Here is a 25,651-nt window from a genome sequence, read left to right as displayed (position 1 = left end):
GCCTCGCAGGGCAAGGAGCGTCTCCGCGTGAGCACCGACGACAGCAGCACCGTTGACCTGGCCCGGATCGGCGATGTCAGCCAGATCCGTGGCGGCGGCCAGGCCAGCCAGAGCGGCCAGCGCCGCCAGGCCGGCCAGGCCGGCCCCGGTGGCGGGGCCACGGACTCGGCCGCGGCGCGCCGTCGTGAACTGGCCCGGCGCAGGCTCGCCGCACAGGGCCTGGCCGGCGGCGGCCTCTCCGGCGGCGGTGCCGACAGCGGTGGTGCCGAAAACGGTGGTGCCGGCGGCGGTGTTGCCGGCAGCGGCCTCGCGGGCGGTGGTGGCGCCCCGGTGGCCCGACCCCTGTCGGCCGGCCAGCGCCGGATGTGGTCGCTGCAGAACCTGGATCCGACCACCACCGGCTACAACGTGCGGATCGCCCTGGACCTGACCGGACCGGTGCGCGCGGAGGCGATCGCCGCCGCGGCGTCGGCCGTCGTCGCCCGCCACGACATCCTGCGCACCACCTACCGGATGGGTGACGACGGCGCCGTGCGCCAGGTCGTCCACCCGCTGCTGGCGCCACTGGTCGAGCGGATCGACCTCACCGGCCTTCCGGCCGGCGAACGCGCCACCCGCGCCGGCGAGCTGTGCACGGCGCTCGCGGCGACCCCGTTCGACCTGGCGGCCGACTCACCGCTGCGGATCGGCCTTTACCGCACCGGTGCCGACGCCCTCACGCTGATCGTCGTCGCCCACCACATCGCCTGGGACGACAGCACCACGACGATCTTCTTCGGCGAGCTGGTCGCCTTCCTGCAGGACCCGGCTGCCGTGCTGCCGCCGCCACCGCAGCACGCCGACCTCGCGCTGGCGCCAGCGCCGTCGCCGCGGGCGGGCCTGGAGTTCTGGCGCGAAACGCTCAACCCGGCGCCGGAACGGCTCATCCTGCCGGAGCTCACCGGCACCGCCCGGGCCGCCGGCGGTACCGACCAGACGTTCGCGCTGGGCGCAAGGATGGCCGCCCGGGTCCGGGACAGCGCACGTGAGTCCGGGGCGACGTCCTTCATGGTGCTGCTCGCCGCGGTCGCGGTGCTGCTGCGCCGCTACGGCGGGGCGCGGGATCTGGTGATCGGCGTGCCCGTGGTCAACCGGGATCTGCCCGGAGGTGACCAGGTGATCGGCTACCTGGGCAACACCGTTCCGCTGCGGATGCGTGTCGAGGGCACCGAGACGTTCGCCGAGCTGGTCGCGCAGGCCCGGCAGGTCTGCCTCGCCTCCTACGCCCACCAGGACGTCGACCTCGACGACATCGGCCGCGCGGCGGACCCCGAGCGGACCCGCGGCGACGCCGCGCTGTTCAACGTCGTGCTCTCGCTGCGGGCCTCGGTGCTGGACCCGTTCCGCGCCGTCGGCCTGCGGGCGCACCGGCGCCCGGTGCCCGGCGACGACGCCCGCTTCGACCTGACCCTGGCGGTGGAGACCGACGGCGACGCGATGTCCGTCGAGGCGAACCATCCGCGGACCGACGCCGCGCGCGAGCTCGTCGCCCGAATGCTGGGCCACCTCGACCGGATCCTGGACGTGGCACTGACCTGGCCGGACCGGGCACTGCACACCGTGGACCTGCTCAGCGACGAGGAACGCCACCAGCTCCTCGTCGCCTGGAACAACACCGCGACCACCGCTCCCGCCGGCGCCCCCGGCACCCCCGGCCATGGCGCTCCCGGCGAGGCCGTGCTGCTGCCGGCGCGCGTCGCGGCCCAGGCGGCGGCGACACCGGACGCCCCGGCCGTGCTCGCGGACGGTGACCGGCTCAGCTACCGCGAGCTCGACCGCCGCGCGAACCAGCTGGCCAGACTGCTGGCCGGGCACGGCGCCGGCCCCGAGTCGACGGTCGCCCTCGGCCTGACGCGGTCCACCGAGATGGTGATCGCCCTGCTCGCGGTCGCCAGAGCCGGCGCCTGTTACGTCCCGGTCGACCCGGGCTACCCCGCCGACCGGGTGCGCCGGATGCTCACCGACTCCCGCCCGGTGCTGCTGATCACCAGGTCCGCGGACGTCGGCACCCTCCCCGAGGTTCCCGGGCTGACGGCACTGCTCCTCGACGGCGAGGACACCCGAAGCCGGCTTGCCGGGCTGCCCGACCACGACGTCACCGACGCCGACCGGACGGCCCCGCTGCTGCCGGACCACCCCGCGTACGTGATCTACACCTCCGGGTCGACCGGCGTCCCCAAGGGGGTCGTCGTCGCGCACCGCGCGCTGGCGAACCACCTGGACTGGGCCGTGCGGTGCTTCCCCGGGCTCGCCGGGCACACGCTCATGCACTCGTCGATCTCGTTCGACTTCTCCGTCACCCCGCTGCTGGCGACGTTGACCTGCGGCGGCGCGGTCGAGCTGTGCGAGGACTCGCCGGACGCCATCGCCCGCGCCCAGGGCGCCGCCACCTTCCTGAAGATCACACCGAGTCATCTCCCGCTGCTGCCCGAGGTCCGGTTCGCCACCGAGGGCCCGCGCACCCTGGTGATCGCCGGTGAGGAGCTGCGGGGCGAGGCGCTCGGGCAGTGGGCCCGGCCGGCGGACGAGCAGTTCGCCGTCATCAACGAGTACGGGCCGACCGAGACGACGGTCGGGGCCCTGCTGCACCCCGTCACGGACGGGCTGGCGGGTGCTGTGCCGGTCGGCGCACCGGTGGACAACACCGTCGGCCATCTGCTGGACGAAGGGCTGCGGCTGGTGCCGGTCGGCGTGGCCGGCGAGCTCTATCTCGGCGGAAGCCAGCTCGCCCGCGGCTACCTCAATCGGCCGGGGCTGAGCGCCACCCGCTTCGTCGCCGACCCGTACGGCCCGCCCGGCGCGCGGCTCTACCGCACCGGCGACCTCATGCGGCGACTCCCCACCGGTGCGCTTCAGTTCCTCGGCCGGGCGGACGAGCAGATCAAGATCCGCGGCTACCGGGTCGAGCTCGGTGAGATCGAGTCCGTGCTGCTCGGCCACCCCGGGGTCGCCCAGGCCACCGTCGCGGCGCGTACCGACGGGCCGGGCGGCCGTTACCTGGCCGGGTACCTGGTGCCGGCGGACGGCGCGGAGCCCGACCCGGCCGGCCTGCGGGCACACGCCGCGGCGGTGCTGCCCGACCACATGGTGCCCGCGACACTGACGTTCCTGCCCGCACTCCCGCTCTCGCCGTCAGGCAAGGTCGACCGGCGCGCGCTGCCGGCGCCCCGCTTCGGCGCCGGCGCGGCGGACCCAGCGGACCCGGCGGGCGTGGCCGGCCCGGTGCCGGACCGGGAACCCGCCAACGCCGCGGAGGCGACCCTGGCCGGGCTGTTCGCCGAGATCGTCGGCGTGCCGTCGGCGCGGCTCGACGAGTCGTTCTTCGAGCTCGGCGGGGACAGCATCCTGGCGATCCGGCTGGTCAGCCGGGCCCGTGCGGCCGGCCTGCGGTTCACCCCCCGGGACGTCTTCGCGCACCGCACCGTCGAGGCCCTGGCCGCCGCGGCCACCGTCGTGCCGGACGGCGCAGGGTCAGGCGGTACCGGGGCAGGCAGTGCAGGCACGGGTGGCACGGGGGCGGGCAGCGTGGGGGTGGGCAGTGCCGCCGTCCCTGCGGGGGACACCACCGGGACCGGCCCGGTCGCGCTCACACCGATCATGCGGTCGTTCGCCGAACGCGGCCCGCTCGGCGACGCCCACCGGATGTCCGTCGTCGTCGATCTCCCGCAGCCACCGCCGGACGGCGTACTGGAGCAGGCGCTGCAGGCTCTCCTGGACCGGCACGACATGCTGCGGGCACAGCTGGACCGATCCGGCGACCCCGTCGAGCTGACGGTCCGCCCGGTCGGATCCGTGCGGGCGGCGGAGGTGCTGCGCCGGGTCACCGTCGACCCGGCCGCGGGCGACCGGGCGGTCGCGGACCGGACAGCCGCCGAGCTGGCCGTGGCCGCGTCCCGGCTCGCGCCGGCGCAGGGCCGCGTCCTGCAGGCGGTGCTGCTCGACGCGGGCCCGGCCGCCGCGGCGAAGCTGCTGCTCGTCGCCCACCACCTGGTGGTGGACGGGGTGTCCTGGCGGATCATCGTCCCCGACCTCGCCACCGCCGTGCAGGCCGCCGTGACGGGCGCGTCCGCCGACCTCCCTCCGGTGGCGACCTCCTTCCGGACCTGGGCCGCCGGGCTGACGAGGGCGGCCGCAGCCCGTACCGACGAGGCTGCGCGGTGGCACGAGGTGCTCGCGGGCCCGGATGCCCTGCTGGGCCGGCGTCACGCGGACCCGGCCCTCGACACCTGGTCGACCGTCCGAACGATCACCGTCCACGTCGACCCCGACGTAGCCGGGCCAGTGCTGACCTCGGTGCCGGCGGCGTTCTTCGCGGGCGTCGACGATGTGCTGCTCGCCGCGCTGGCACTGGCGCTGGCCTCCTGGACGGCCGGCCGCGGCGACGCGGCCGGCCGCGCGGCGGGGCGCAGCGCGCTGGTGCTGCTCGAAGGCCACGGACGCCAGGAGGAGGCCGTGGCGGGCAGCGACCTGTCCCGCACCGTCGGCTGGTTCACCAGCCAGCATCCGGTGCGCCTGGACACCACCGGCATCGACCTGGCCGGCGCGCTGGCCGCCGGTCCGTCCGCCGGGGCGGTTCTGCGGCGGGTGAAGGAGCACCTGCGGTCCCTCCCGGACCACGGCATCGGCTACGGCCTGCTCCGTCACCTGCACCCGGGCACCGAGCCGGGCCTCGCCGCCCGTCCCGTCCCGCAGATCGGGTTCAACTACCTCGGGCGCTTCGAAGCGCCGAGTGCGCAGGGGTGGCGGGTCGACGCCGCCGGCCTCGACGCCGCCTACGGGGCGGACATGCCCCTGCCCGCCGGCCTGGTCGTCAACGCGGTCGCGGAGCAGACCGCCGCGGGCCCCCGGCTGAGGGCGCACTGGATGTACGCCGAGGGCATCTTCGACGCCACCGGCGTCACGGACCTCGCGCACCGGTGGCGTGACGCGCTGGAGGCGATCGCCCGGCACGCGGCCGGCGCGGACGCCGGCGGGCGCACACCTTCCGATCTCTCCCTGGTCTCGCTGAACCAGGACCAGCTCGACGCCCTTGAGGCGATGTGGAGGACGACGTGAGCACTGGTAACTCCGCGATCGAGGACATCCTGCCGCTGTCCCCGTTGCAGAAGGGCCTGGTGTTCCACTCGCTGCTCACCGACGACGGCACGCGTGCGGAGGGCCGCGATGCCGCCGCCCAGGCGGACGGCGGTGCCGGGGGCCGGGCCGACGGCGGTGCCCAGGGAGGTGTCGACGTCTATGTCGCCCAGCTTGTCGTCGACCTGGCGGGCCCGCTGGACGCGGCCCGACTGCGCCGCGCCGCGAACGCGCTGCTCGCCCGGCACTCGGCGCTGCGCAGCGGCTTCGTGCTGGAGGTCGGCCAACCGGTCCAGATCGTGCTGCGGACGGCGGAGATCCCCTGGTCCCAGGTCGACATCACCCGCGGTGAACAACAGGCCGCCGAGCTCGTGGCGGCCGACCGCCGGCGGCGGTTCGACCTGCGCCGGCCCCCGCTGCTGCGGGCGATGCTGCTGACCTTCGGCCCCGAGCGGCACAGGTTCGTCCTCACCAACCACCACGTCGTGATGGACGGCTGGTCGACGCCCCTGCTCATGCGCGACCTGTTCGCGCTGTACGCCGCCGACGGTTCGGCACCGGCGCTGCCCACCGCCCGGCCCTACCGCGACCACCTGGCCTGGCTCGCCGAGCAGGACGCCGCGGCGGCGCTCGACGCCTGGCGGGCGGCGCTGGACGGGGTCACCGAGCCGACCCACCTGGTACCCGCCGCCGCCGGCGAGCCGGCCGTGCTGCCCGAGGAGATCGTCGAGCTGCTGCCGACCGACCTGGCCGCGGCGCTCACCCGGACCGCCCGCGCCCTCGGGGTCACCCTCAACACGCTGTTCCAGCTGGCCTGGGGGATGTTGGTGGGGCGGTCGACCGGCCGGGACGACGTCGTCTTCGGCGCCACCGTGTCCGGACGACCGCCGGAGCTCGCCGGTGTCGAGTCCATGGTCGGGCTGTTCATCAACACGCTGCCGGTGCGGGTGCGCCTGCGGCCCGCCGAGACGATCGCGCAGCTCGCCACCCGGATCCAGCTCGAGCAGGCCGACCTGCTCGACCACCAGCACAGCGGGCTGGCCCAGATCCAGCAGGCCCTCGGCTTCGGCACCGGTGAGATCTTCGACAGCCTGCTGGTGTTCGAGTCCTTCCCGTTCGACGGCACGGCGATCGACGACGCGCTGGGCGCCGGCGGTCTGCGGGCGACGCGGGTCCAGCGCCCGATCTCCACCCACTATCCGCTGACGCTGATGGTGATGCCGACCGCCGGCGGCCTGGAGATCACCCTGAAGTACCTCCCGCGTGGGCTCGGTGGGGGAGAGCACCAGGCCCGGCAGCTGCTCGCCCGCCTGACCAGGGTGCTCACCGCGATCGTCGCCGCGCCCGACGCCGCGGTGGCGACCGTCGACGCGCTGTCGGCGGACGAGCTGGCCGGTGCGGCGCGCCGGGCTCTCGAAGCCGGCCCGCTTGACGTCGCCGACACCACGATCGCGGACCTGTTCGAGGCGGTGGTGGACCGCGACCCGGGCGCGGTGGCCGTCGAAAGCGGCGCACGGCGTGTCACCTACGGCGAGCTCGACGGGCGTGCGAACGCGCTGGCGCAGCGGCTCGTCGCGCTCGGCGCGGGGCCGGAGAAGCTGGTCGCGCTGCTGCTGCCCCGCGGGGTCGACCTGGTCGTCGGTGCGCTCGCCGCGCTCAAGACCGGTGCCGGCTATCTGCCCATCGATCCCGCCTACCCAACCGAGCGGATCGCCTTCACCCTGCGTGACGCCCAGCCGGTGGCCGTGCTCGCCGAAGCCGGCCACGAGCTGCCCGGCCACGAGCTGCCCGGCCAGGAGCCGCGGTGCCTCGCGCCCGACGACACGACGTCCACGGTGCGGCCTGTGCGGCCGGGCGGGCCAGGGCGGTCCGGGCAGGTCGCGTACGTCATCTACACGTCGGGATCCACCGGCGTGCCCAAGGGCGTCGTCGTCCCGAACCGGTCGGTCGTCGCGCTGTTCACCGCGGCGCGGGAGCTGTTCGACGTCGGCCCGGACGACGTGTGGACGCTGTTCCACTCGTTCGCGTTCGACTTCTCGGTCTGGGAGACCTGGGGGCCGCTGCTGTCCGGCGGCCGGCTCGTCGTCGTCCCGCACGACGTCGCGCGGTCCCCCGCCGACTTCCGGGAGCTGCTCGTCCGGCACCAGGTGACCGTGCTCAGCCAGACACCGTCGGCCTTCTACCAGCTTGCCGCCGCCGACGCCGAACACCCGGCGGGAACCGTACCCGGCGCGGACGGCGCCCCGGTGTCGGACGGCGGGCCGGTGTCGGACGGCGGGCCGGTGTCGACGCCGGGGCTGGCGTTGCGGACCGTGGTGTTCGGCGGGGAGGCCCTCGACCCGGCCCGGCTCGCCGGGTGGCACGCCCGCCACCCGCGGGGCCCGCGCCTGGTGAACATGTACGGGATCACCGAGACCACGGTGCACGTCACTCACCGCGAGCTGAACGCGGCGGCGTTCGGCTCGTCGTCCAGCGTGATCGGGGGCGGGCTGCCGGGCTTCACCGTGCACCTGCTCGACGGCGCGCTGCGCCCGGTGCCCGTCGGCACCGTCGGTGAGCTCTACCTCGGCGGCCCGCAGGTCAGCCGTGGCTACCTGGGCCTGGCGGCACTCACCTCGACCCGCTACGTCGCCGATCCGTTCGGTCCCACCGGGCAGCGCCTCTACCGCAGCGGTGACCTGGCCCGTTGGAGCACCGACGGCGAGCTGGAATACCTGGGCCGCTCCGACGACCAGGTGAAGATCCGCGGCTTCCGGATCGAGCTGGCCGAGATCGAGTCCGCGCTGGCGGGTGCGCCGGGCGTCGCCGCCGCCGCGGTCACCGTGCGGACCGACCGCCCCGGCGGCGCCTACCTCGCCGGATACGTGGTCAGTGCCGGTTCCGCCGGTGTCGGTGTCGGTATGGGCGGCGGCGCTGTCGGTGGCGGTGCCGGCCGGGTCGACATCGCGCTGATCCGGAAGTATCTGGCCGGGCGGCTGCCCGAGCACATGATCCCGGCGGTGCTGGTCGCGATGGACGCTCTGCCGCTGACCGCAAACGGGAAGCTGGACCGCCGCGGACTGCCCGCGCCGGACCTCACCGCAGCCCAACCGGCCGGGCGGCTCGCCGCCGAGGGCACCGAACGCGTACTCGCCGGCCTGTTCGCACAGGTCCTCGGCCGGGACGCGGTCGGAGCAGACGACTCGTTCTTCGAGCTCGGCGGGGACAGCATCATGTCCATCCAGCTCGTCGCGCGGGCCCGTGCCGCCGGGCTGGCGATCAGCCCACGGCAGGTTTTCGAGCTGCGCAGCGTCGCCGAGCTCGCCGCCGCGGCGGACGCCGCCGCCATGGCTGTGGCTGATCCCGCCGGGGTGGGTGCGGCTGGCGCGGCCACGGCCGGATCCGGTACGGCGGCCGCCGCCGACCCGGCGCTCGAGGCCGTGTCGAGTGGGGCCGGCGAGCTGCCCCTCACTCCGATCATGCGGGCGTTCCTCGCCCGGGGCGGTCCCTTCGAACGGTTCTCCCAGGCGGTGCTGGTGGAGGCCCCGGCCGGAGCGGACCGCCCGCGCATCCGCCAGGCCGTGCAGATGCTGCTCGACCGGCACGACATGCTGCGGGCCACCTTGATCACCACCGACGTGCCTGCTCCCGGTTCCGCGGACGAGCCTGTGGAGCAACCCGTCCATCGGCTCTCGATGCGTCCGGTCGGGTCCGTCGATGCCGAGCAGGTGCTGCGGCGGGTGGACCTGCCGGCCGCGGGCGCGGCGGACCTGCTGCGCCGCGAGCACGCCGCCGCCGTCGCCAGGCTGGACCGCAGCGCCGGTGTGCTTGTGCAGGCGACCTGGTTCGACGCCGGCGCCGCCCGTCCCGGTGCGGTGCTGCTGACCTGCCATCACCTCGCGACCGACGGCTACTCCTGCCGGATCCTGGCCGAGGATCTCGAGACCGCCCTCGTCCCGACCACGGTCGCCGCCACCGCGGACGCGGAGCCTGGCGCGGAACGGTCGGAACGGTCGGAACTGCCCGCGACGGGGACGGCGTTCGCGGAATGGGCGGTACGGCTGGATCGGCTCGCCGCGGCGCGGATCCCCGAACTGCCGTTGTGGCGGGCGGTTCTCGCCGATCCGGAGCCGGCGCTCGGCGCTCGGCGGCTCGACCACCGCCGGGACACCCGGGCAACCGTGCGGACCGTCTCGCTGAGCGTCCCGGCGGAGGTCGCCGGTCCGGTGCTCGGCACGGTGCCGGGCGCGTTCCACGCCAGCACCGTTGATGTCCTGCTCGCCGCCCTCGGCGTCGCGATCGCCCGGTGGCGGGCCGCGCGTGGCGTGCCCGCGGCGGCGACCGTGGTCACGATCGAGGCGCATGGACGCGAGGAGCAGGTCCTGCCCGGGGCGGACATCTCCCGCACGGTCGGCTGGTTCACCACTCAGTACCCGGTGCGGCTCGACACCTCCGGACTCGACCTCACGGCGGCGCCGACCGGTGGGACGCCGACCAGTGGGGCGCCGGCCGGCGGTGTGGCGGCCGCCGCCATGGTCAAGCGGGTCAAGGAACACCTGCGCGCGATTCCGGACAACGGGATCGGCTACGGCCTGCTCCGTTTCGCCGGCGCGGACGCCGAGCTGGCCCGTCATCCCGAACCGCAGATCCTGTTCAACTACGTCGGGCGCGTCGACGCGAGACCGGTGGGCCCGGTGGGACCGACCGCATCGGTCGATCCGGTGGAACAGCTCGGATTCGCCGGGATCTCCTTCGGGGGCGTGGCACCCGCGGCCGACCCCGAGCTCCCCGCGGCGGCGGCGCTCGTGACGAACGTCGCGGCAAGCGACGGGGCGGACGGTCCCGAGCTCGCGCTGCGCCTGCAGTTTCCGGCCGGGCTGTTCACCGACGACGAGGTGACAGCACTCGCGGAGCGGTGGATCGAGACCCTCGCCGCCCTGGCCGACGAGGTGGTCAACCGGGGCGCGGGTGGGCGGACCCCGTCCGATCTGCCCCTCGTGCGCGCGACGCAGGCCGACGTCGAGCGCTGGGAGGCCCGCTATCCCGCGCTCGCCGACGTGCTGGGACTGTCGCCGCTGCAGGAGGGCCTGCTTTTCCACGCGCGTTTCGACGCCGGCGCGGTCGACTTCTACTCCGTCCAGCTCGTCGTCGACCTGCGCGGGCCGCTCGACCTGGCCCGGCTGCGCGCGGCGGCGCGCGAGCTGCTCGCGTTGCACCCCGTGCTGCGCACCGCCTTCCCCGACGAGGGGGACGACCCGGTGCAGGTCGTTCTCGGCGAGGTCGAGCCGCGGCTCACCGTGCTCGACCTCACCGGCCCCGACCCGGCTGGCCCCGACCCGGCTGGCCCCGCTCCCGCTGGCTCCGACCCGGCCAGCCGGCTGGAGGAGTTTCTCGCGCACGACCGGACGGCCGGATTCGACCTGGCCGAGCCGCCGCTGCTGCGGCTCACCCTCGTCCGGCTCGGCGCGCACGAGCACCGGCTGGTGGTCACCAACCATCATCTGGTCCTGGACGGATGGTCCACCCCGCTCGTCGTGCGTGACCTCTTCCAGATCTACAAGTCCGCCGGCTCGGGTTCCGGCTCGGGCTCGGGCGCCGGCCTCGGGCCCGGGAGCGGGCCCGCCCGCCCGCGCCCCTACCGGGACTTCCTCGCCTGGCTGCACCGGCGCGACCGCGAGGCCTCGCGCGCCGCGTGGGAGCAGGTGCTGGCCGGGGTCGACGAGCCGACCCTGCTCGCCGGCCCGGACCTGCGCGACCCCACCGTGTTCCCCGCCGAGGTGATCGACGTCATCCCGGCGGAGCTCGCCGCACGTCTTCGCGACGCCGCCCGGGCCTGCGGGGTCACGCTCAACACGCTGCTCAGCGCCGCCTGGGGCCTGGTGCTAGGCCGGATGTCCGGCCGCGACGACGTCGTGTTCGGCGTGACCGTCTCGGGCCGCCCACCGGAGATCACCGGTGTCGAGTCGATGGTGGGGCTGTTCATCAACACCATCCCGACCCGGGTGCACTGGTCGCCCGCGGACACCGTGCGCGCGCTGCTCGAACGCCTCCAGCAGGCGCAGACAACAGTCCTCGAGCACCAGTACCTGGGCCTCAACGAGGTTCAGCAGGTCACCGGGGTGCCGGCCGGGCGGCTGTTCGACACCCTCATGGTCTTCGAGACCTTCCCGCTCCAGACCGCGGACCTGCTCGACGCCGGGCGCAGCGGCGGGCTGACCGCCGAGGTCGGCTGGTCACGCGGCTACACGCACTACCCCCTCACCCTGATGCTGATGCCGGACGCGGACGTCATCCGCATCAAGCTCGAATACCGCACCGACGTGTTCACCGCCGACGCTGTGCACGCGACGATGCGCCGCATCCTGGACACGCTGACCTTCTTCGCGGGCCACCTCGACGCGCGGCTCGCGGCGGTGGATGTCCTCACCGCCGCCGAACGTCAGCTGCTGCTGGACGAATGGAGCGGCGGGGCCGCGGCGCGGCCTGAGCTGGGACCACGCCCGGCTTCCGGTGAGGATTCCCCGCTCGTGCCGAAGGCTGCCAACGATTCGCCTACCACTGGATTTCCGTCGGTTCTCGATGTGTGGGATGCGGTGGTGGCAAATGGTTCGGGTGAGGTGGCGGTGGTGTGTGACGGGGTTTCGTTGTCGTTTGGTGTGGTGGATGGTTTGGCGGGTCGGTTGGCGGGGGTGTTGCGGGTTCTTGGTGTGGGTGTGGAGTCGCGGGTGGGGGTGGTTTTGCCGCGGGGTGTGGATGTGGTGGTGGTGATGGTGGCGGTGTGGAAGGCGGGGGGTGTGTTCGTGCCGGTGGATGCCGGGGCTCCGGCGGGTCGGGTGAACGCGATCCTGGGCGAGGCGGGTGCGTCGGTGGTGGTTTCGGCATCGGCTCTGGTGGGCCGGTTGGGGGGTTTTGCGGGTCCGGTGGTGCTGGTGGATGAGCCGGGTTCGTGGCCGGTGGCCGGTTCGGAGCCTGGTGCTGGTTCTCGGGTGGGTGGGGATGCGGCGGCGTATGTGGTGTTCACGTCGGGGTCGTCGGGTCGGCCGAAGGGTGTGGTGGGGACGCATGCGGGGTTGGTGAATCTGGTGTTGGCGCATCGTGCGGCGGTGGTGGAGCGGGCGGTGGCCGCGGCGGGGGGCCGGCGGCTGCGGGTGCTGAATGTTCTTTCGTTTGCTTTCGATGGTTCGTTGGATCCGCTGGTGTGGATGTTGTCGGGGCATGCGATGCATGTTCTGCCGGATGGGTTGATGGGGGATTCGGCGGGGATTGTGCGGTTGGTTCGGGGAGAGCGGGTTGATTTTGTGGATGTGCCGCCTTCTTTGCTGGAGTTGCTGGTGGGGGATGGGCTTCTTGCGGGTGCCTGGGTTCCGTCGGTGGTGGCGACGGGTGCGGAGGCGGTGGGTTCGCGGTTGTGGGGGGTGCTGGGTTCCGCGGAGCGGACGTGGGGTCTGAATTTCTATGGTCCGACGGAGTGCACGGTGGATGCGACGTGGACGGAGATTGAGGCGGGTGTGGCGCCGCATATCGGCCGGCCGGTGGCGGGTGACAACGTATACGCGCTCGATGGTGCGCTTCTGCCGGTGCCGGTGGGTGTTCCCGGTGAGCTTTATGTGGGTGGTGCGGGCGTCACCCGGGGGTATGTGGGTCGACCGGGTGAGACGTCGTCGCGTTTCGTGGCGGATCCGTTTGGTTCGGGTGGGCGGCTGTATCGCACGGGTGATGTGGTGCGGTGGCGGGGCGATGGTGCGTTGGAGTATCTGGGCCGTGCCGACGACCAGGTGAAGATCCGTGGTTATCGGGTGGAGCCGGGTGAGGTCGAGGCTGCGCTCGGGGCGCTGGCCGGAGTGAGCCAGGCGGTTGTCGTCGCCCGGACCGATGGTGGGATCACCAGGCTGGTCGGGTATGTGACGGCGAGGGCCGGGGCGGTGGTGGATCCGGCGGTGCTGCGGGCCTCCGTCGCGGAACGGCTTCCGGAGTATCTGGTGCCGTCGGTGGTGCTGGTGTTGGAGGAGTTTCCGTCGACGCCGAACGGGAAGCTGGACCGCCGTGCCCTGCCCGTACCCACCTTCGCCGGTGGCGCGGCCGGCGGCGGGCGTACCCCGCGCACCGCCACGGAGCGAATGCTGGCGGCGCTGTTCGGTGAGCTGCTCGGTGTCGACGAGGTGGGGCTGGACGACTCGTTCTTCGCCCTCGGCGGGCACTCCCTGCTCGCCACCCGGCTCACCTCCCGCGTCCGGGCGGCGACAGGCCTGCCGGTGTCGATCCGCTCGGTGTTCGACGCGCCCACCGTCGCCGCCCTCGCGGCCCACCTCGAAACCCTCGAGGCCACACCGGGACGTCCCGCGCTCGCGGCGTTTCACCGCCCGGCGGTGCTGCCGCTGTCCGCGGCGCAGCGCCGGCTGTGGTTCCTGTACCGGCTGGAAGGGCCGAGCAGCACGTACAACCTGCCGTTCGCCGCGCGCCTGACCGGCCCCCTCGACCTGACCGCGCTGCGCACGGCGGTCGCGGACGTCGTCGCCCGGCACGAGACGTTGCGCACCGTCTTCCCGGAGCGGGACGGTAGCCCCGTCCAGCAGGTTCTCGACGCGGCTGCCGTCGACGTGCCGTTCACGTTCGTCGAGGCGTCCGAGTGGACGTTCGACGAGCGGCTCCGCGACGTTCTGGAGGCACCGTTCCGGCTGGAGTCGGAGATTCCGCTGCGGGTCACCGTGCTGCGCCTGGGCGACAACGAGCATGTTCTCGCGCTGGTGCTGCACCACATCGCCGGTGACGAGGGATCCACCGGGCCGATGCTGCGTGACCTGGCGAGCGCCTACGCGGCGCGCCGCCGCGGCGCGGCCCCCGGCTGGGCGCCGCTGCCCGTCCAGTACGCCGACTACACGCTGTGGCAGCAGGACCTGCTCGGCGGGGCGGATCGACCGTCCGAGGCGGCCGAGCGCCAGCTCGCCCACTGGACGAGCGCCCTGGCCGGACTGCCCGAGGCGGTGGAGCTGCCGATCGACCGGCCGCGGCCCACCGTTCCCGGCGCCGGCGGCGGGCGGGTCCGTGCGCCGATCCCGGCGGCGACCATGGCGGCGCTGCGCCCGCTGCTGGCCGAGGCCGGCGCGAGCGAGCTGACGCTCGCCCACCTGGCGGTCGCCCTCACCCTGCACAAGCACGGCGCCGGTGACGACATCCCGCTCGGTGGCCTCGTCGCGGGCCGGGTCGATCCGGCGCTGGAGCCGCTCGTCGGCTTCTTCGTGAACACGGTCGTGGTCCGGATCGACCTCGCCGGGGATCCGACGCTGCGTGAGCTGCTCCTGCGCGTCCGGCGCGCCACGCTGGACGCCTACGCGCACGCCGACGTCCCCTTCGACACAGTGGTCGAGAGGGTGAACCCGCCCCGGGCGGCGGGCCGCCACCCCCTGGTGCAGACCCTCGTCGACTTCTGGAATCCCACCGAGGCGAATCCCGGGCTCGACGGCCTGGCCGTGACGTCGCTGGAATCCGCCGGAGCGGCCAACGCCAAGTTCGACCTCGGCTTCACCTTCACCCCGGACCCGAGCGGCGAGGGCCTGCTCGCCTCGTTGGAATACGACGCCGACCTGTTCGACACCGCGTCCGCCGAACGCCTCCTGACACGCCTGAACCTGGTGCTCGCCGCCTTCGCGCACAACCATGATCTGCGGTTGGCCGACGTCGATCTCCTCTCCACGGCCGAGCGGCGCATGCTGCTGGACGAATGGAGCGGAGCCGCGGATTCACCTGCCAAGAATGCTTCTCTCGCTGTTTCCGCCGCGCATCCAATGACTGGCTACCGGTCGGTTCTCGATGTGTGGGATGCGGTGGTCGCGGGGGGTTCCGGCGAGGCGGCGGTGGTGTGTGGGGCGACGTCGTTGTCGTTTGGTGTGGTGGATGGTTTGGCGGGTCGGTTGGCGGGGGTGCTGCGGGGTTTGGGTGTGGGTGTGGAGTCGCGGGTGGGGGTGGTTTTGCCGCGGGGTGTGGATGTGGTGGTGGTGATGGTGGCGGTGTGGAAGGCGGGGGGTGTTTTCGTGCCGGTGGATGGGGGTGCCCCGGCCGATCGGGTGAACGCGATCCTGGGCGAGGCGGGTGTTTCGGTGGTGGTTTCGGTGTCGGGTCTGGTGGGCCGGCTTTTGGGTTTTTCGGGTCCGGTGGTGCTGGTGGACGATCAGGCTTCCTGGCCGGTTGATGATTCTGGTGTGGGTGCTGTTCCGAGGGTTTCTGTGGGTGGGGATGCGGCGGCGTATGTGGTGTTCACGTCGGGGTCGTCGGGTCGGCCGAAGGGTGTGGTGGGGACGCATGCGGGGTTGGTGAATCTGGTGTTGGCGCATCGTGCGGCGGTGGTGGAGCGGGCGGTGGCCGCGGCGGGGGGCCGGCGGCTGCGGGTGCTGAATGTTCTTTCGTTTGCTTTCGATGGTTCGTTGGATCCGCTGGTGTGGATGTTGTCGGGGCATGCGATGCATGTTCTGCCGGATGGGTTGATGGGGGATTCGGCGGGGATTGTGCGGTTGGTTCGGGGAGAGCGGGTTGATTTTGTGGATGTGCCGCCTTCTTTGCTGGAGTTGCTGGTGGGGGATGGGCTTCTTGCGGGTGCCTGGGTTCCGTCGGTGGTGGCGACGGGTGCGGAGGCGGTGGGTTCGCGGTTGTGGGGGGTGCTGGGTTCCGCGGTGGGGGTGTGGGGTCTGAATTTCTATGGTCCGACGGAGTGCACGGTGGATGCGACGTGGACGGAGATTGAGGCGGGTGTGGCGCCGCATATCGGCCGGCCGGTGGCGGGGGACAACGTCTACGTGCTCGACCGGGCGCTGCACCCCGTCCCGATAGGGGTCGTGGGCGAGCTTTATGTGGGTGGTACGGGGGTGGCCCGGGGATATGTGGGTCGGTCGGGTGAGACCTCGTCGCGTTTCGTGGCGGATCCGTTTGGTTCGGGTGGGCGGCTGTATCGCACGGGTGATGTGGTGCGGTGGCGGTCGGACGGCGGCCTGGAGTATCTGGGTCGTGCCGATGACCAGGTGAAGATTCGTGGTTATCGGGTGGAGCCGGGTGAGGTCGAGGCGGTGCTGGGTGGGCTGCCCGGGGTGAGCCAGGCCGTCGTGGTGGCGAGGACCGACGGTGGGATCACCCGGCTGGTCGGTTATGTGACCGGGCTGCCGGGCTGGGATCTGGATCCGGTCTCCCTGCGGGCCTCCGTCGCGGAGCGGTTGCCGGAGTATCTGGTGCCGTCGGTGGTGCTGGTGCTGGAGGCGTTCCCGTCGACGCCGAACGGGAAGCTGGACCGCCGCGCCCTGCCCGCACCCACCTTCGCCGGCGGCGCGGCCGGCGGCGGGCGCATCCCGCGGACGGCGGCCGAGCGCCTGGTCGCCGGTCTGTTCGGTGAGCTGCTCGGTGTCGCCGAGGTGGGGCTGGACGACTCGTTCTTCGCCCTCGGCGGGCACTCCCTGCTCGCCGCCCGGCTCATTTCCCGCCTCCGCTCGGCGGCCGGCGCCGAGATACCGGTCCGGACGGTGTTCGACAGCCCGACCGTCGCCGGTCTCGCCGCGGCCCTGGATGCCGGCCGGCTCTCGGCAGGCCGGCCACCTCTGCTGCGCCGTGCCCGGCCCGCCCAACTCGCCGGGGACGGGGAGCCCGAGCGCCTGCCGCTGTCGGCGGCGCAGCAGCGGCTGTGGTTCCTGGACCGGCTCGAAGGACCGTCCGCCACCTACACGATCCCGTTCGTCGCCCGGCTGCGCGGAGCGCTCGACATCGAGGCCCTCACCGCCGCGATCGACGACGTCGTGTCCAGGCACGAGACCCTGCGCACCGTCTTTCCCGACGAGGCCGGCACGCCCTACCAGCGGATCCTGGCCGACACCCGGGCCGCGGTGACCGTTGTCGACACGGCGCCCGGGACGCTGGCCCGGCTGGTGGCCGAGGCCGTCGGCAGGCCGTTCCACCTGGAGACCGAGCCCCCGCTGCGGCTGCACCTGTTCCGCCTCGCGCCCGAACATCATGTGCTCGCCCTGGTGCTGCACCACATCGCCGGCGACGAATGGTCCACCGACCCGCTGCTCCGCGACCTCGGCACCGCCTACGCGGCCCGGGCGGCGGGCGACACCCCGCAGTGGGCGCCGCTGCCCGTCCAGTACGCCGACTACACCCTGTGGCAGCGTGACCTGCTCGGCGACGCCGCCGACCCTGACAGCATCCTCGCCGGGCAGCTGGCCTACTGGACGGACACCCTCGCCGACCTGCCCGACGAGATCGGGCTACCGGTCGACCGCCCGCGCCGCGCGCAGGAGACGTCCCACCGGGGCGGCGTGACGCGGTTCGGGGTGCCGGAGCGGGTCGTGGCGGACCTGCGGGCGCTGGGCCGGGACACCGGTGCCACCGAGTTCATGACCGCGACCACCGCGGTGGCCGTGCTGCTGCACAAGCTCGGTGCGGGCCGGGACATCCCGCTGGGCGCGCTGTCCGCCGGCCGCTCCGACGAGGCGCTGCAGGACCTGGTCGGCTTCTTCGTCAACACGGTCGTGCTGCGGACCCGGCTCGACGGCGACCCGACCCTGCGTGACCTGCTGCTCGGCGTGCGGGAGACGGCCCTGGGGGCCTACGCGCACGCCGACGCGCCCTTCGACCGGGTCGTGGACGCGGTCAACCCGGCGCGGGCCGCCGGGCGGCATCCGCTGTTCCAGGTCATGGTCGACTTCCGGGTCGCCGGCGGCGCGGCCACCGGGCTGCCCGGGCTCGACGTCACGCCGCTGACCGACAGCGGCCCCGGCGACGACCCCAGCGGCGACCACGCGGGCGACCAGGCCGCCGGCGCCAAGTTCGACCTGGCGTTCTCCTTCACCCCGACGCTCGACGGCGGCTACGACGCGGCGGTCGAGTACGACGCGGACCTGTTCGACGCCGCCACCGTCGAGCTGCTGGCCGAACGCCTGACGCGGATCCTGCGCACGCTCGGCGCCGCACCGGGAACGATGCTGTCCGGCCTCGACATCCTCGACGGCGCCGAGCGCCACCGGCTGCTCGTCGAGTGGAACGACACCGCCGCGCCGCTGTGCGACGACACGGTGCCCGGCCTGTTCGCGGCGCAGGCCGCGCGCACCCCGGACGCACCGGCCGTCATCGACGGCACCCACCGGCTCACCTACGCGCAGCTGGACCGGCGCGTCGACGCCGTCGCCACCGCGCTGACGGCCCGCGGGGTCGGCACCGAGGACGTCGTCGGCGTCCACCTCGACAGGTCGGTCGACCTCGTCGCGGCCCTGCTCGCCATCCAGAGGATCGGCGCGGCGTTCGTCCCGCTGGAACCGGCGTGGCCCACCCGGCGGATCGCCGACATCCACCGCAGCGCCCGGCTGCGCGCCGTCGTCAGCGCCACCGGAACGGGGCTGCCCGACGCCGACGAACTGGACGTCCCCGTCCTGCTCGTCGGTGACCTGCCGCCGGCGCCGGCACCGGTGCCCGTCGCGCCGCTGGACCCGGACGGACTCGCCTACGTCATCTACACCTCGGGCTCCACCGGCACCCCGAAGGGGGCGATGATCTGCCATCGGGCCATCGCCGCCCGGCTGCTGTGGCAACGCGAGCTGCTCGGCTTCGGCCCCGGTGACGCGGCGCTGTTCAAGGCACCGCTCGGCTTCGACATCTCCGTCAACGAGGTCCTCCTGCCGCTCGTCACCGGCGCCGCGGTGGTGATCGCCCGACCCGGCGGCGAGCGGGACGTCGACTACCTGCTCGACACGATCGTCCGGCACCGGGTGACGTTCACCTACCTGGTCGCCTCCATGCTCGACATGCTGCTGGCCCTGGCCGGCATCGACGCCGCCGCCGGCACCCTACGCCATGTGTGGTGCGGCGGCGAGGCCCTCACCCCCGAGCTGTTCGCGCGGTTCCGGGCCCGCCTCGACGCGGTCATGTACCACGGGTACGGCCCGGCCGAGGCGACGATCGGCGTCAGCCACGACATCTACCGCGGCGGCGCCGCCCGCGACGCGCTGAGCATCGGCCGGCCCAACCCCAACACCCGCCTGTACGTCCTCGACGAGGCGCTCAGCCCGGTGCCGGTCGGGGTCGCCGGTGAGCTGTACGCCGGCGGCCTGCCGCTCGGCCGCGGGTACGTCGGCGATCCCCGCCAGACCGCGGCGCGCTTCGTGGCGGACCCCTGGACGCCCGGTGCCCGCCTCTACCGCACCGGCGACCTCGCCCGTTGGGCCCCCGACGGCACCCTGGAGTTCATCGGGCGGGCGGACCACCAGGTGAAGATCCGCGGGATGCGGGTCGAGCCGCAGGAGATCGAGGCGGTGCTCGGGGAGCACGAGGACGTCCGTCAGGCCGTGGTCGTCACGCACCGCACCGCCGGCGGGGCCACCCTGCTGGTCGGCTACGTCACCGGCCACACCGGTTATGCCGATCGCACCGACGAGACCAGCGAGACCGGCCATGCCGATCACACCGGCGCCGAGCACGGGCAGCCGGCGGACGGTGACGCGCTGCGCGCCTGGCTGGGCGGCCTGCTGCCCGACCACATGGTGCCCACGGTCATCCAGTGGCTGGATGCCATCCCGCTGACACCCGCCGGCAAGGTCGACCGGCGCGCGCTGCCGGCGCCGGACCTGCGCGGCACCGGCCGGGCGGCCGGCTCGGCGACGGAGGAGCTGCTCGCCGAGCTGATCGCGGGACTGCTCGGGGTGGCGCAGGTCGGTCCCGACGACTCCTTCTTCGCCCTCGGCGGGGACAGCATCGTCTCCATCCAGCTGGTCGCCCGGGCTCGGGCGGCCCGGCTGCGGATCACCCCGGCGGACGTCTTCACCCACCGCACGGTCGCCGAGCTGGCGGCGGCCGCCGACGCGCGGGCCGCCCAGGCCGCGCGGGGCGACGGCGAGCCGGCCGCCCGCCAGCACGCCGCCGTCGGCGCCGTGCCGCTCACCCCGATCATGCGCGAGATCCTCGACCGGGACGGTGGCCCGCGACCGCGGTTCGCCCAGGCCGCGGTGCTCACCGTGCCGGGGAGCCTCGACCTCGCCGCGCTGCGCGCCGCGGTCGACACGCTGTGCCGCGAGCACGACATGCTGCGCGCCGTCACCGGCCGGGACGCCGACGGCGGCTGGACCCTGACCGTCCCACCGGTGGCCGTGGACGCGCCCGCGCCCGCGTCGGGCGCTACCGCCGTGCGCCGGGTCGACGCTGCCGACGCCGCGGACGCCGCCGGAGCCGCGCCGAGCGCTGGAATGTGGGGCCTGCCCGCGGCTGCCGCGCTGGTCCGCGCCGAGACCGGCGCGGCGGCGGACCGGCTCGACCCGGCCACCGGCCGGATGATCCAGGCGGTGTGGTTCGACGCGGGGGCCGCGCCGGGACGGCTCTCGATCGTCATCCACCACCTGGCCGTCGACGGTGTCTCCTGGCGGATCCTCATCCCGGACCTGGCCGCCGCCTACCAGGCCGTGGCCGCCGGCCGGCAGCCGGATCTCGGCCCGCCCGCCACCTCGTTCCGGCACTGGGCGCTCGGCCTGACCGAGGCGGCCCGCCAGCCCGTGCGGCTCGCCGAACTGCCGCTGTGGCGGGAGATGGGCGCCGGCGACGAGCCGCCGCTGGGGACGCGGCCCCTGGACCCGGCCCGCGACCTGGCCGCGACGGTGCGCACCGCGCGGTGCGAGCTGGGCGTGCCGGTCTCCCGGGCGCTGCTGACCGACGTCCCGGAGGCCTTCTTCGCCCGGGTCGACGACGTCCTGCTCGCCGGGCTGGGACTGGCTGTCGGCGCCTGGAACCGGGAACGTGGCCGGGCCGCGGCGGACGTCCGGGTGCTGCTGGAGGGCCACGGGCGCGAGGAGCCGGTGGTGCCGGGCAGCGACCTGTCGCGCACCGTCGGCTGGTTCACCACGCGGTACCCGGTGAAACTGGCCGTCGGCGGCGTCGACCTGGACGACGCGCTGGCCGGCGGTCCGGCGGCGGGCGACCTGGTCAAGGCCGCGAAGGAACGCCTGCGCGCGATCGCGGACCACGGCCTGGGCCACGGGCTGCTGCGCGTCCTCAACCCGCGGACCGCGCCGCAGCTGGCACGGGCCCCCGAACCGCAGATTGTCTTCAACTACCTGGGCCGGTACGGCGGCACCGCGGCCGGCGGTCCGTGGACGCAGTCGGCCGAGTTCGCCGACCTGGCCGGAGTCGAGGACCCCTCGGCCGTCGCCGCGGCCCCGCTGGAGATCACCGCGCTCACCGAGGACACCGCGGACGGCCCCGTGCTGCGGGCGACCTTCGCCGCACCCGGCGGGCTGTTCACCGCGGCCGAGCTCGACGCCCTCGCCGCCGCCTGGCGCGACGCCCTCAGCGCGCTCGCCACCCATGTCGCCGGCGGGGCCGGCGGCGGCCACACCCCGTCGGACATGGCTCTGGTGGCGCTGGACCAGAGCACGCTCGACGCCTTCGAGGAGAGGTGGCGCACCCCGTGAGCCGTTCGAACATCGAGGAGATCCTCCCCCTCGCGCCGTTGCAGGAAGGCCTCTTCTTCCACGCGCTGGCCGAGACGGACGCCGCCTACACGGTGCAGACCATCCTCGACCTGGCCGGGGATCTCGACGAGCCTCGCCTGCACGCCGCCGCACAGGCGCTGGTCGAGCGGCACGCCAACCTGCGGACGGCCTTCATCACCGCTCCCACCGGAGCTGTGCAGGTGGTGCTGCGCACCGTCACCGTCCCCTGGTCCACTGCCGACGTGACCAGCGCACCGGCGGCCGTGCCCGCGGCGGAGGCCGCGGCGGGCGGTTCCGCGGAACCGCGGGCGCAGCTGCTGGTGGACGCCGAACGGGACCGCCCGTTCGTGATGGACGCACCCCCGCTGATCCGTTTCCTGCTGATCCGGACCGGGCCACACCGGCACCGGCTGGTCATCACCTCGCACCACATCCTCCTGGACGGATGGTCGGGCCCCCTGCTGCTGCGGGACCTGTTCGACCTCTACGCCGGGACGCGCAGCGCACCACCGCGGCCCTACCGGGAGTACCTGGCCTGGCTGGCCGGCAGGGACAAGGACGACTCCCTCGCGGTCTGGCGAGAGGCCCTCGACGGGCTGACCGAGCCGACCCTGCTCACCGCCACCGCCACCGCCACCGCCACCGGCACTGTGGACGGCGCGGGCGGGCCGGCGCCGTCGGCCGTCGCCGCTACGCCGGTCCGCCTGGCGGTGCCGCTCGACCCGGACACCCGCCGGCGGCTCGTCGAGCTCGGTCGCGATCGGGGCGTCACCCTGAGCACGGTCCTGCAGGCGGCCTGGGCGATCACCCTGAGCCGCGCCGTCGGCCGGCAGGATGTCGTCTTCGGCGCCACCGTCTCGGGCCGCCCACCGGAGATCACCGGTGTCGAGTCGATGGTGGGATTGTTCATCAACACCGTCCCGGTCCGGGTCGCGCTGCGGCCGGGGGAGACGGTGAGCGGGCTGCTGGCCCGCCTGCACCGGACGCACACGGCGACCCTCGACCACCACTACCTGTCCCTGGCCGAGGTGCAGGCGGTCGCCGGGCTCGGAGCGCTGTTCGACACCCTCCTGGTGGTCGAGTCGTATCCCGTCGACGAGGCCGAGATCGGCCGGGTGCGGGCGGCGATCGGCCTCGACGTGGCCGCGGTCCGCACCGAGGACGCCACCCACTACCCACTCACCCTCGTCGCCGAGACCGCCGACGGCCCGGTCCTCGAACTGGAACACCGCCCCGAACTGCTGCCCTCGCGGAAGGCCGACGAGGTGGCGAGCACGCTCGCCGCTGTCCTCGCCGCCATGACCGTGGCCCCGGCACGCACCCCGATCGCCCGCCTGGCCGTGCCGGCACCGCCGTGTTTCCCGGCCGAGGTCACCATCACCGAAAACGGGCCGGGTAAGGCCGTCAATGCCTCGTCGAATACCCCGGTGAATCTCCTCGATGTGTGGGATGCGGTGGTGGCGGGGGGTTCGGGTGAGGTGGCGGTGGTGTGTGACGGGGTTTCGTTGTCGTTTGGTGTGGTGGATGGTTTGGCGGGTCGTCTTGCGGGGGTGTTGCGGGTTCTTGGTGTGGGTGTGGAGTCGCGGGTGGGGGTGGTTTTGCCGCGGGGTGTGGATGTGGTGGTGGTGATGGTGGCGGTGTGGAAGGCGGGGGGCGTGTTCGTGCCGGTGGACGCCGGGGCTCCGGCGGGTCGGGTGAACGCGATCCTGGGCGAGGCGGGTGCGTCGGTGGTGGTTTCGGTGTCGGCTCTGGTGGGCCGGTTGGGGGGGGTTGCGGGTCCGGTGGTGTTGGTGGATGAGCCGGCTTCGTGGCCGGTTGTTCCCACGGATCCGGGTTCCTTCTCCGGTTCTCGGGTGGGTGGGGATGCGGCGGCGTATGTGGTGTTCACGTCGGGGTCGTCGGGTCGGCCGAAGGGTGTGGTGGGGACGCATGCGGGGTTGGTGAATCTGGTGTTGGCGCATCGTGCGGCGGTGGTGGAGCGGGCGGTGGCCGCGGCGGGGGGCCGGCGGCTGCGGGTGCTGAATGTTCTTTCGTTTGCTTTCGATGGTTCGTTGGATCCGCTGGTGTGGATGTTGTCGGGGCATGCGATGCATGTTCTGCCGGATGGGTTGATGGGGGATTCGGCGGGGATTGTGCGGTTGGTTCGGGGAGAGCGGGTTGATTTTGTGGATGTGCCGCCTTCTTTGCTGGAGTTGCTGGTGGGGGATGGGCTTCTTGCGGGTGCCTGGGTTCCGTCGGTGGTGGCGACGGGTGCGGAGGCGGTGGGTTCGCGGTTGTGGGGGGTGCTGGGTTCCGCGGAGCGGACGTGGGGTCTGAATTTCTATGGTCCGACGGAGTGCACGGTGGATGCGACGTGGACGGAGATTGAGGCGGGTGTGGCGCCGCATATCGGCCGGCCGGTGGCGGGTGACAACGTATACGCGCTCGATGGTGCGCTTCTGCCGGTGCCGGTGGGTGTTCCCGGTGAGCTTTATGTGGGTGGTGCGGGCGTCACCCGGGGGTATGTGGGTCGACCGGGTGAGACGTCGTCGCGTTTCGTGGCGGATCCGTTTGGTTCGGGTGGGCGGCTGTATCGCACGGGTGATGTGGTGCGGTGGCGGGGCGATGGTGCGTTGGAGTATCTGGGCCGTGCCGACGACCAGGTGAAGATCCGTGGTTATCGGGTGGAGCCGGGTGAGGTCGAGGCTGCGCTCGGTGGGCTGCCCGGGGTGAGCCAGGCGGTTGTCGTCGCCCGGACCGATGGTGGGATCACCCGGCTGGTCGGGTATGTGACCGGGCGGCCGGGCTGGAATCTGGAGCCGGTCTCCCTGCGGGCGGCGGTGGCGGAGCGGTTGCCGGAGTATCTGGTGCCGTCCGTGGTGCTGGTGCTCGATGAGTTCCCGTCGACGCGGAACGGGAAGCTCGACCGCCGTGCCCTGCCCGTACCCACCTTCGCATCGGACGTCTCCCGACCACCGTCGACCGTCACCGAGAAGGCGCTGTGCGCGCTTTTCGCCGAGCTGCTGGGCCTGCCCGCGGTCGGGGCGGACGACTCCTTCTTCGCACTCGGCGGGCATTCGCTGCTCGCCGCCCGCCTCGCCGTGCGGATCCGCCGTGAGCTCGAGGTCGACGTGGCGCTGAGTGTCGTCCTGCGGGAACCGACCCCGGCCGGGCTCGCTGCCTGGCTGGACGGGGCGGTTGGGGCCGGAGCCGCCGCCAGCGCCGGGGCCGCCCTCGGGGCAGGTGCGGCCCCGGCGGCCCACGACGCGCTCGACCTGCTGCTCCCGCTGCAGCGTGCGCGCCGCCAGCCGGCCGCGGCCATGGTGCCGCCGCTGTTCTGCGTGCATCCCGGACTCGGGCTGAGCTGGGCGTACACCGGGCTGTTGGGGCACGTCGGCGCAGAGCGCGCCGTCTACGGGCTGCAGGCGACCGGGTTCGACGGCGCTGGGCGGCCCGCGGTCGGCGAGATCGCCGCGCGCTACGCCGACGCCGTGGTCGCGGCGGAGCCGGTCGGGCCGATCCACCTGCTGGGCTGGTCGCTGGGCGCGGTGCTGGCCCACGCACTCGCCGGCGAACTGGAGCGGCGCGGCCGGGAGGTCCCGCTGATCGTGATGCTGGACGGCTACCCGCAGGCCGCCGGCAGCCAGACCGGGCCCGCGGTCGGTCCGCCGCCGAGCGCCGCTGATCCGAGTATCGCCGAGCAGGCCGGTGACGGCGTCGCGCTGGCGCGTTTCCTGCACACCCTGCTGCAACGGGCCGGGTACCCCGTCGGCGGGCTCGACCCGGACGGCCTCACCCCGGCAGCCGCGCACGCCATCGCCGGGCAGACCGACGGACCGCTGCGCGGTGTCGGCGAAGGGCGTCTCGCCGCGCTCGCGCGCAGCCTGCTGGCCGTGGCGAACGTCGATCTGAGCGCCGCGCCGGGGCGGTACCGCGGCCGGGTGGAGTTCATCCGCGCCCGGCCGGAGCCCACCGAACCAGGCGAGCCCGAGGCTGATCCCGAGGCCTGGGCGCCGTATGTCGCCGGCGGGCTGCGCATCCATCCCGTGGACGTCGTCCACGAGGAGCTCATGTCTCCGACGGCGCTCGCCGTCGTCGGCCCGCTCGTCGCGGCCGCGCTGCGGCCGCGGTGA

At 73.7% G+C, this 25,651-nt stretch carries 3 protein-coding genes; all 3 read left to right on the top strand.

The features are described from left to right. Positions 1-27: 27 nt before the first annotated feature. The 3 genes from ACG83_RS17990 to ACG83_RS17980 are packed head-to-tail and all read left to right on the top strand — an operon-like array spanning position 28 to position 25,651. Positions 28-5,094 (top strand): non-ribosomal peptide synthetase, encoded by a 5,067-nt coding sequence (locus ACG83_RS17990; RefSeq protein WP_235497992.1) that lies wholly within the window; start codon positions 28-30, stop codon positions 5,092-5,094. After that, complete coding sequence (locus tag ACG83_RS17985; protein WP_152991427.1) at positions 5,091-21,518, top strand: non-ribosomal peptide synthetase; 16,428 nt, start codon at positions 5,091-5,093, stop codon at positions 21,516-21,518. The genes ACG83_RS17990 and ACG83_RS17985 overlap by 4 nt, the downstream gene beginning before the upstream one ends. Beyond that, complete coding sequence (locus tag ACG83_RS17980; RefSeq protein WP_161934771.1) at positions 21,515-25,651, top strand: non-ribosomal peptide synthetase; 4,137 nt, start codon at positions 21,515-21,517, stop codon at positions 25,649-25,651. Before ACG83_RS17985 ends, ACG83_RS17980 begins: the two co-directional genes overlap by 4 nt.

This window comes from Frankia sp. R43, from assembly GCF_001306465.1.
GTDB lineage: Bacteria > Actinomycetota > Actinomycetes > Frankiales > Frankiaceae > Parafrankia > Parafrankia irregularis.
The sequence above is the reverse complement of the archived record's forward strand: the minus strand, read 5'-3'. Positions and strand labels throughout refer to the sequence as shown.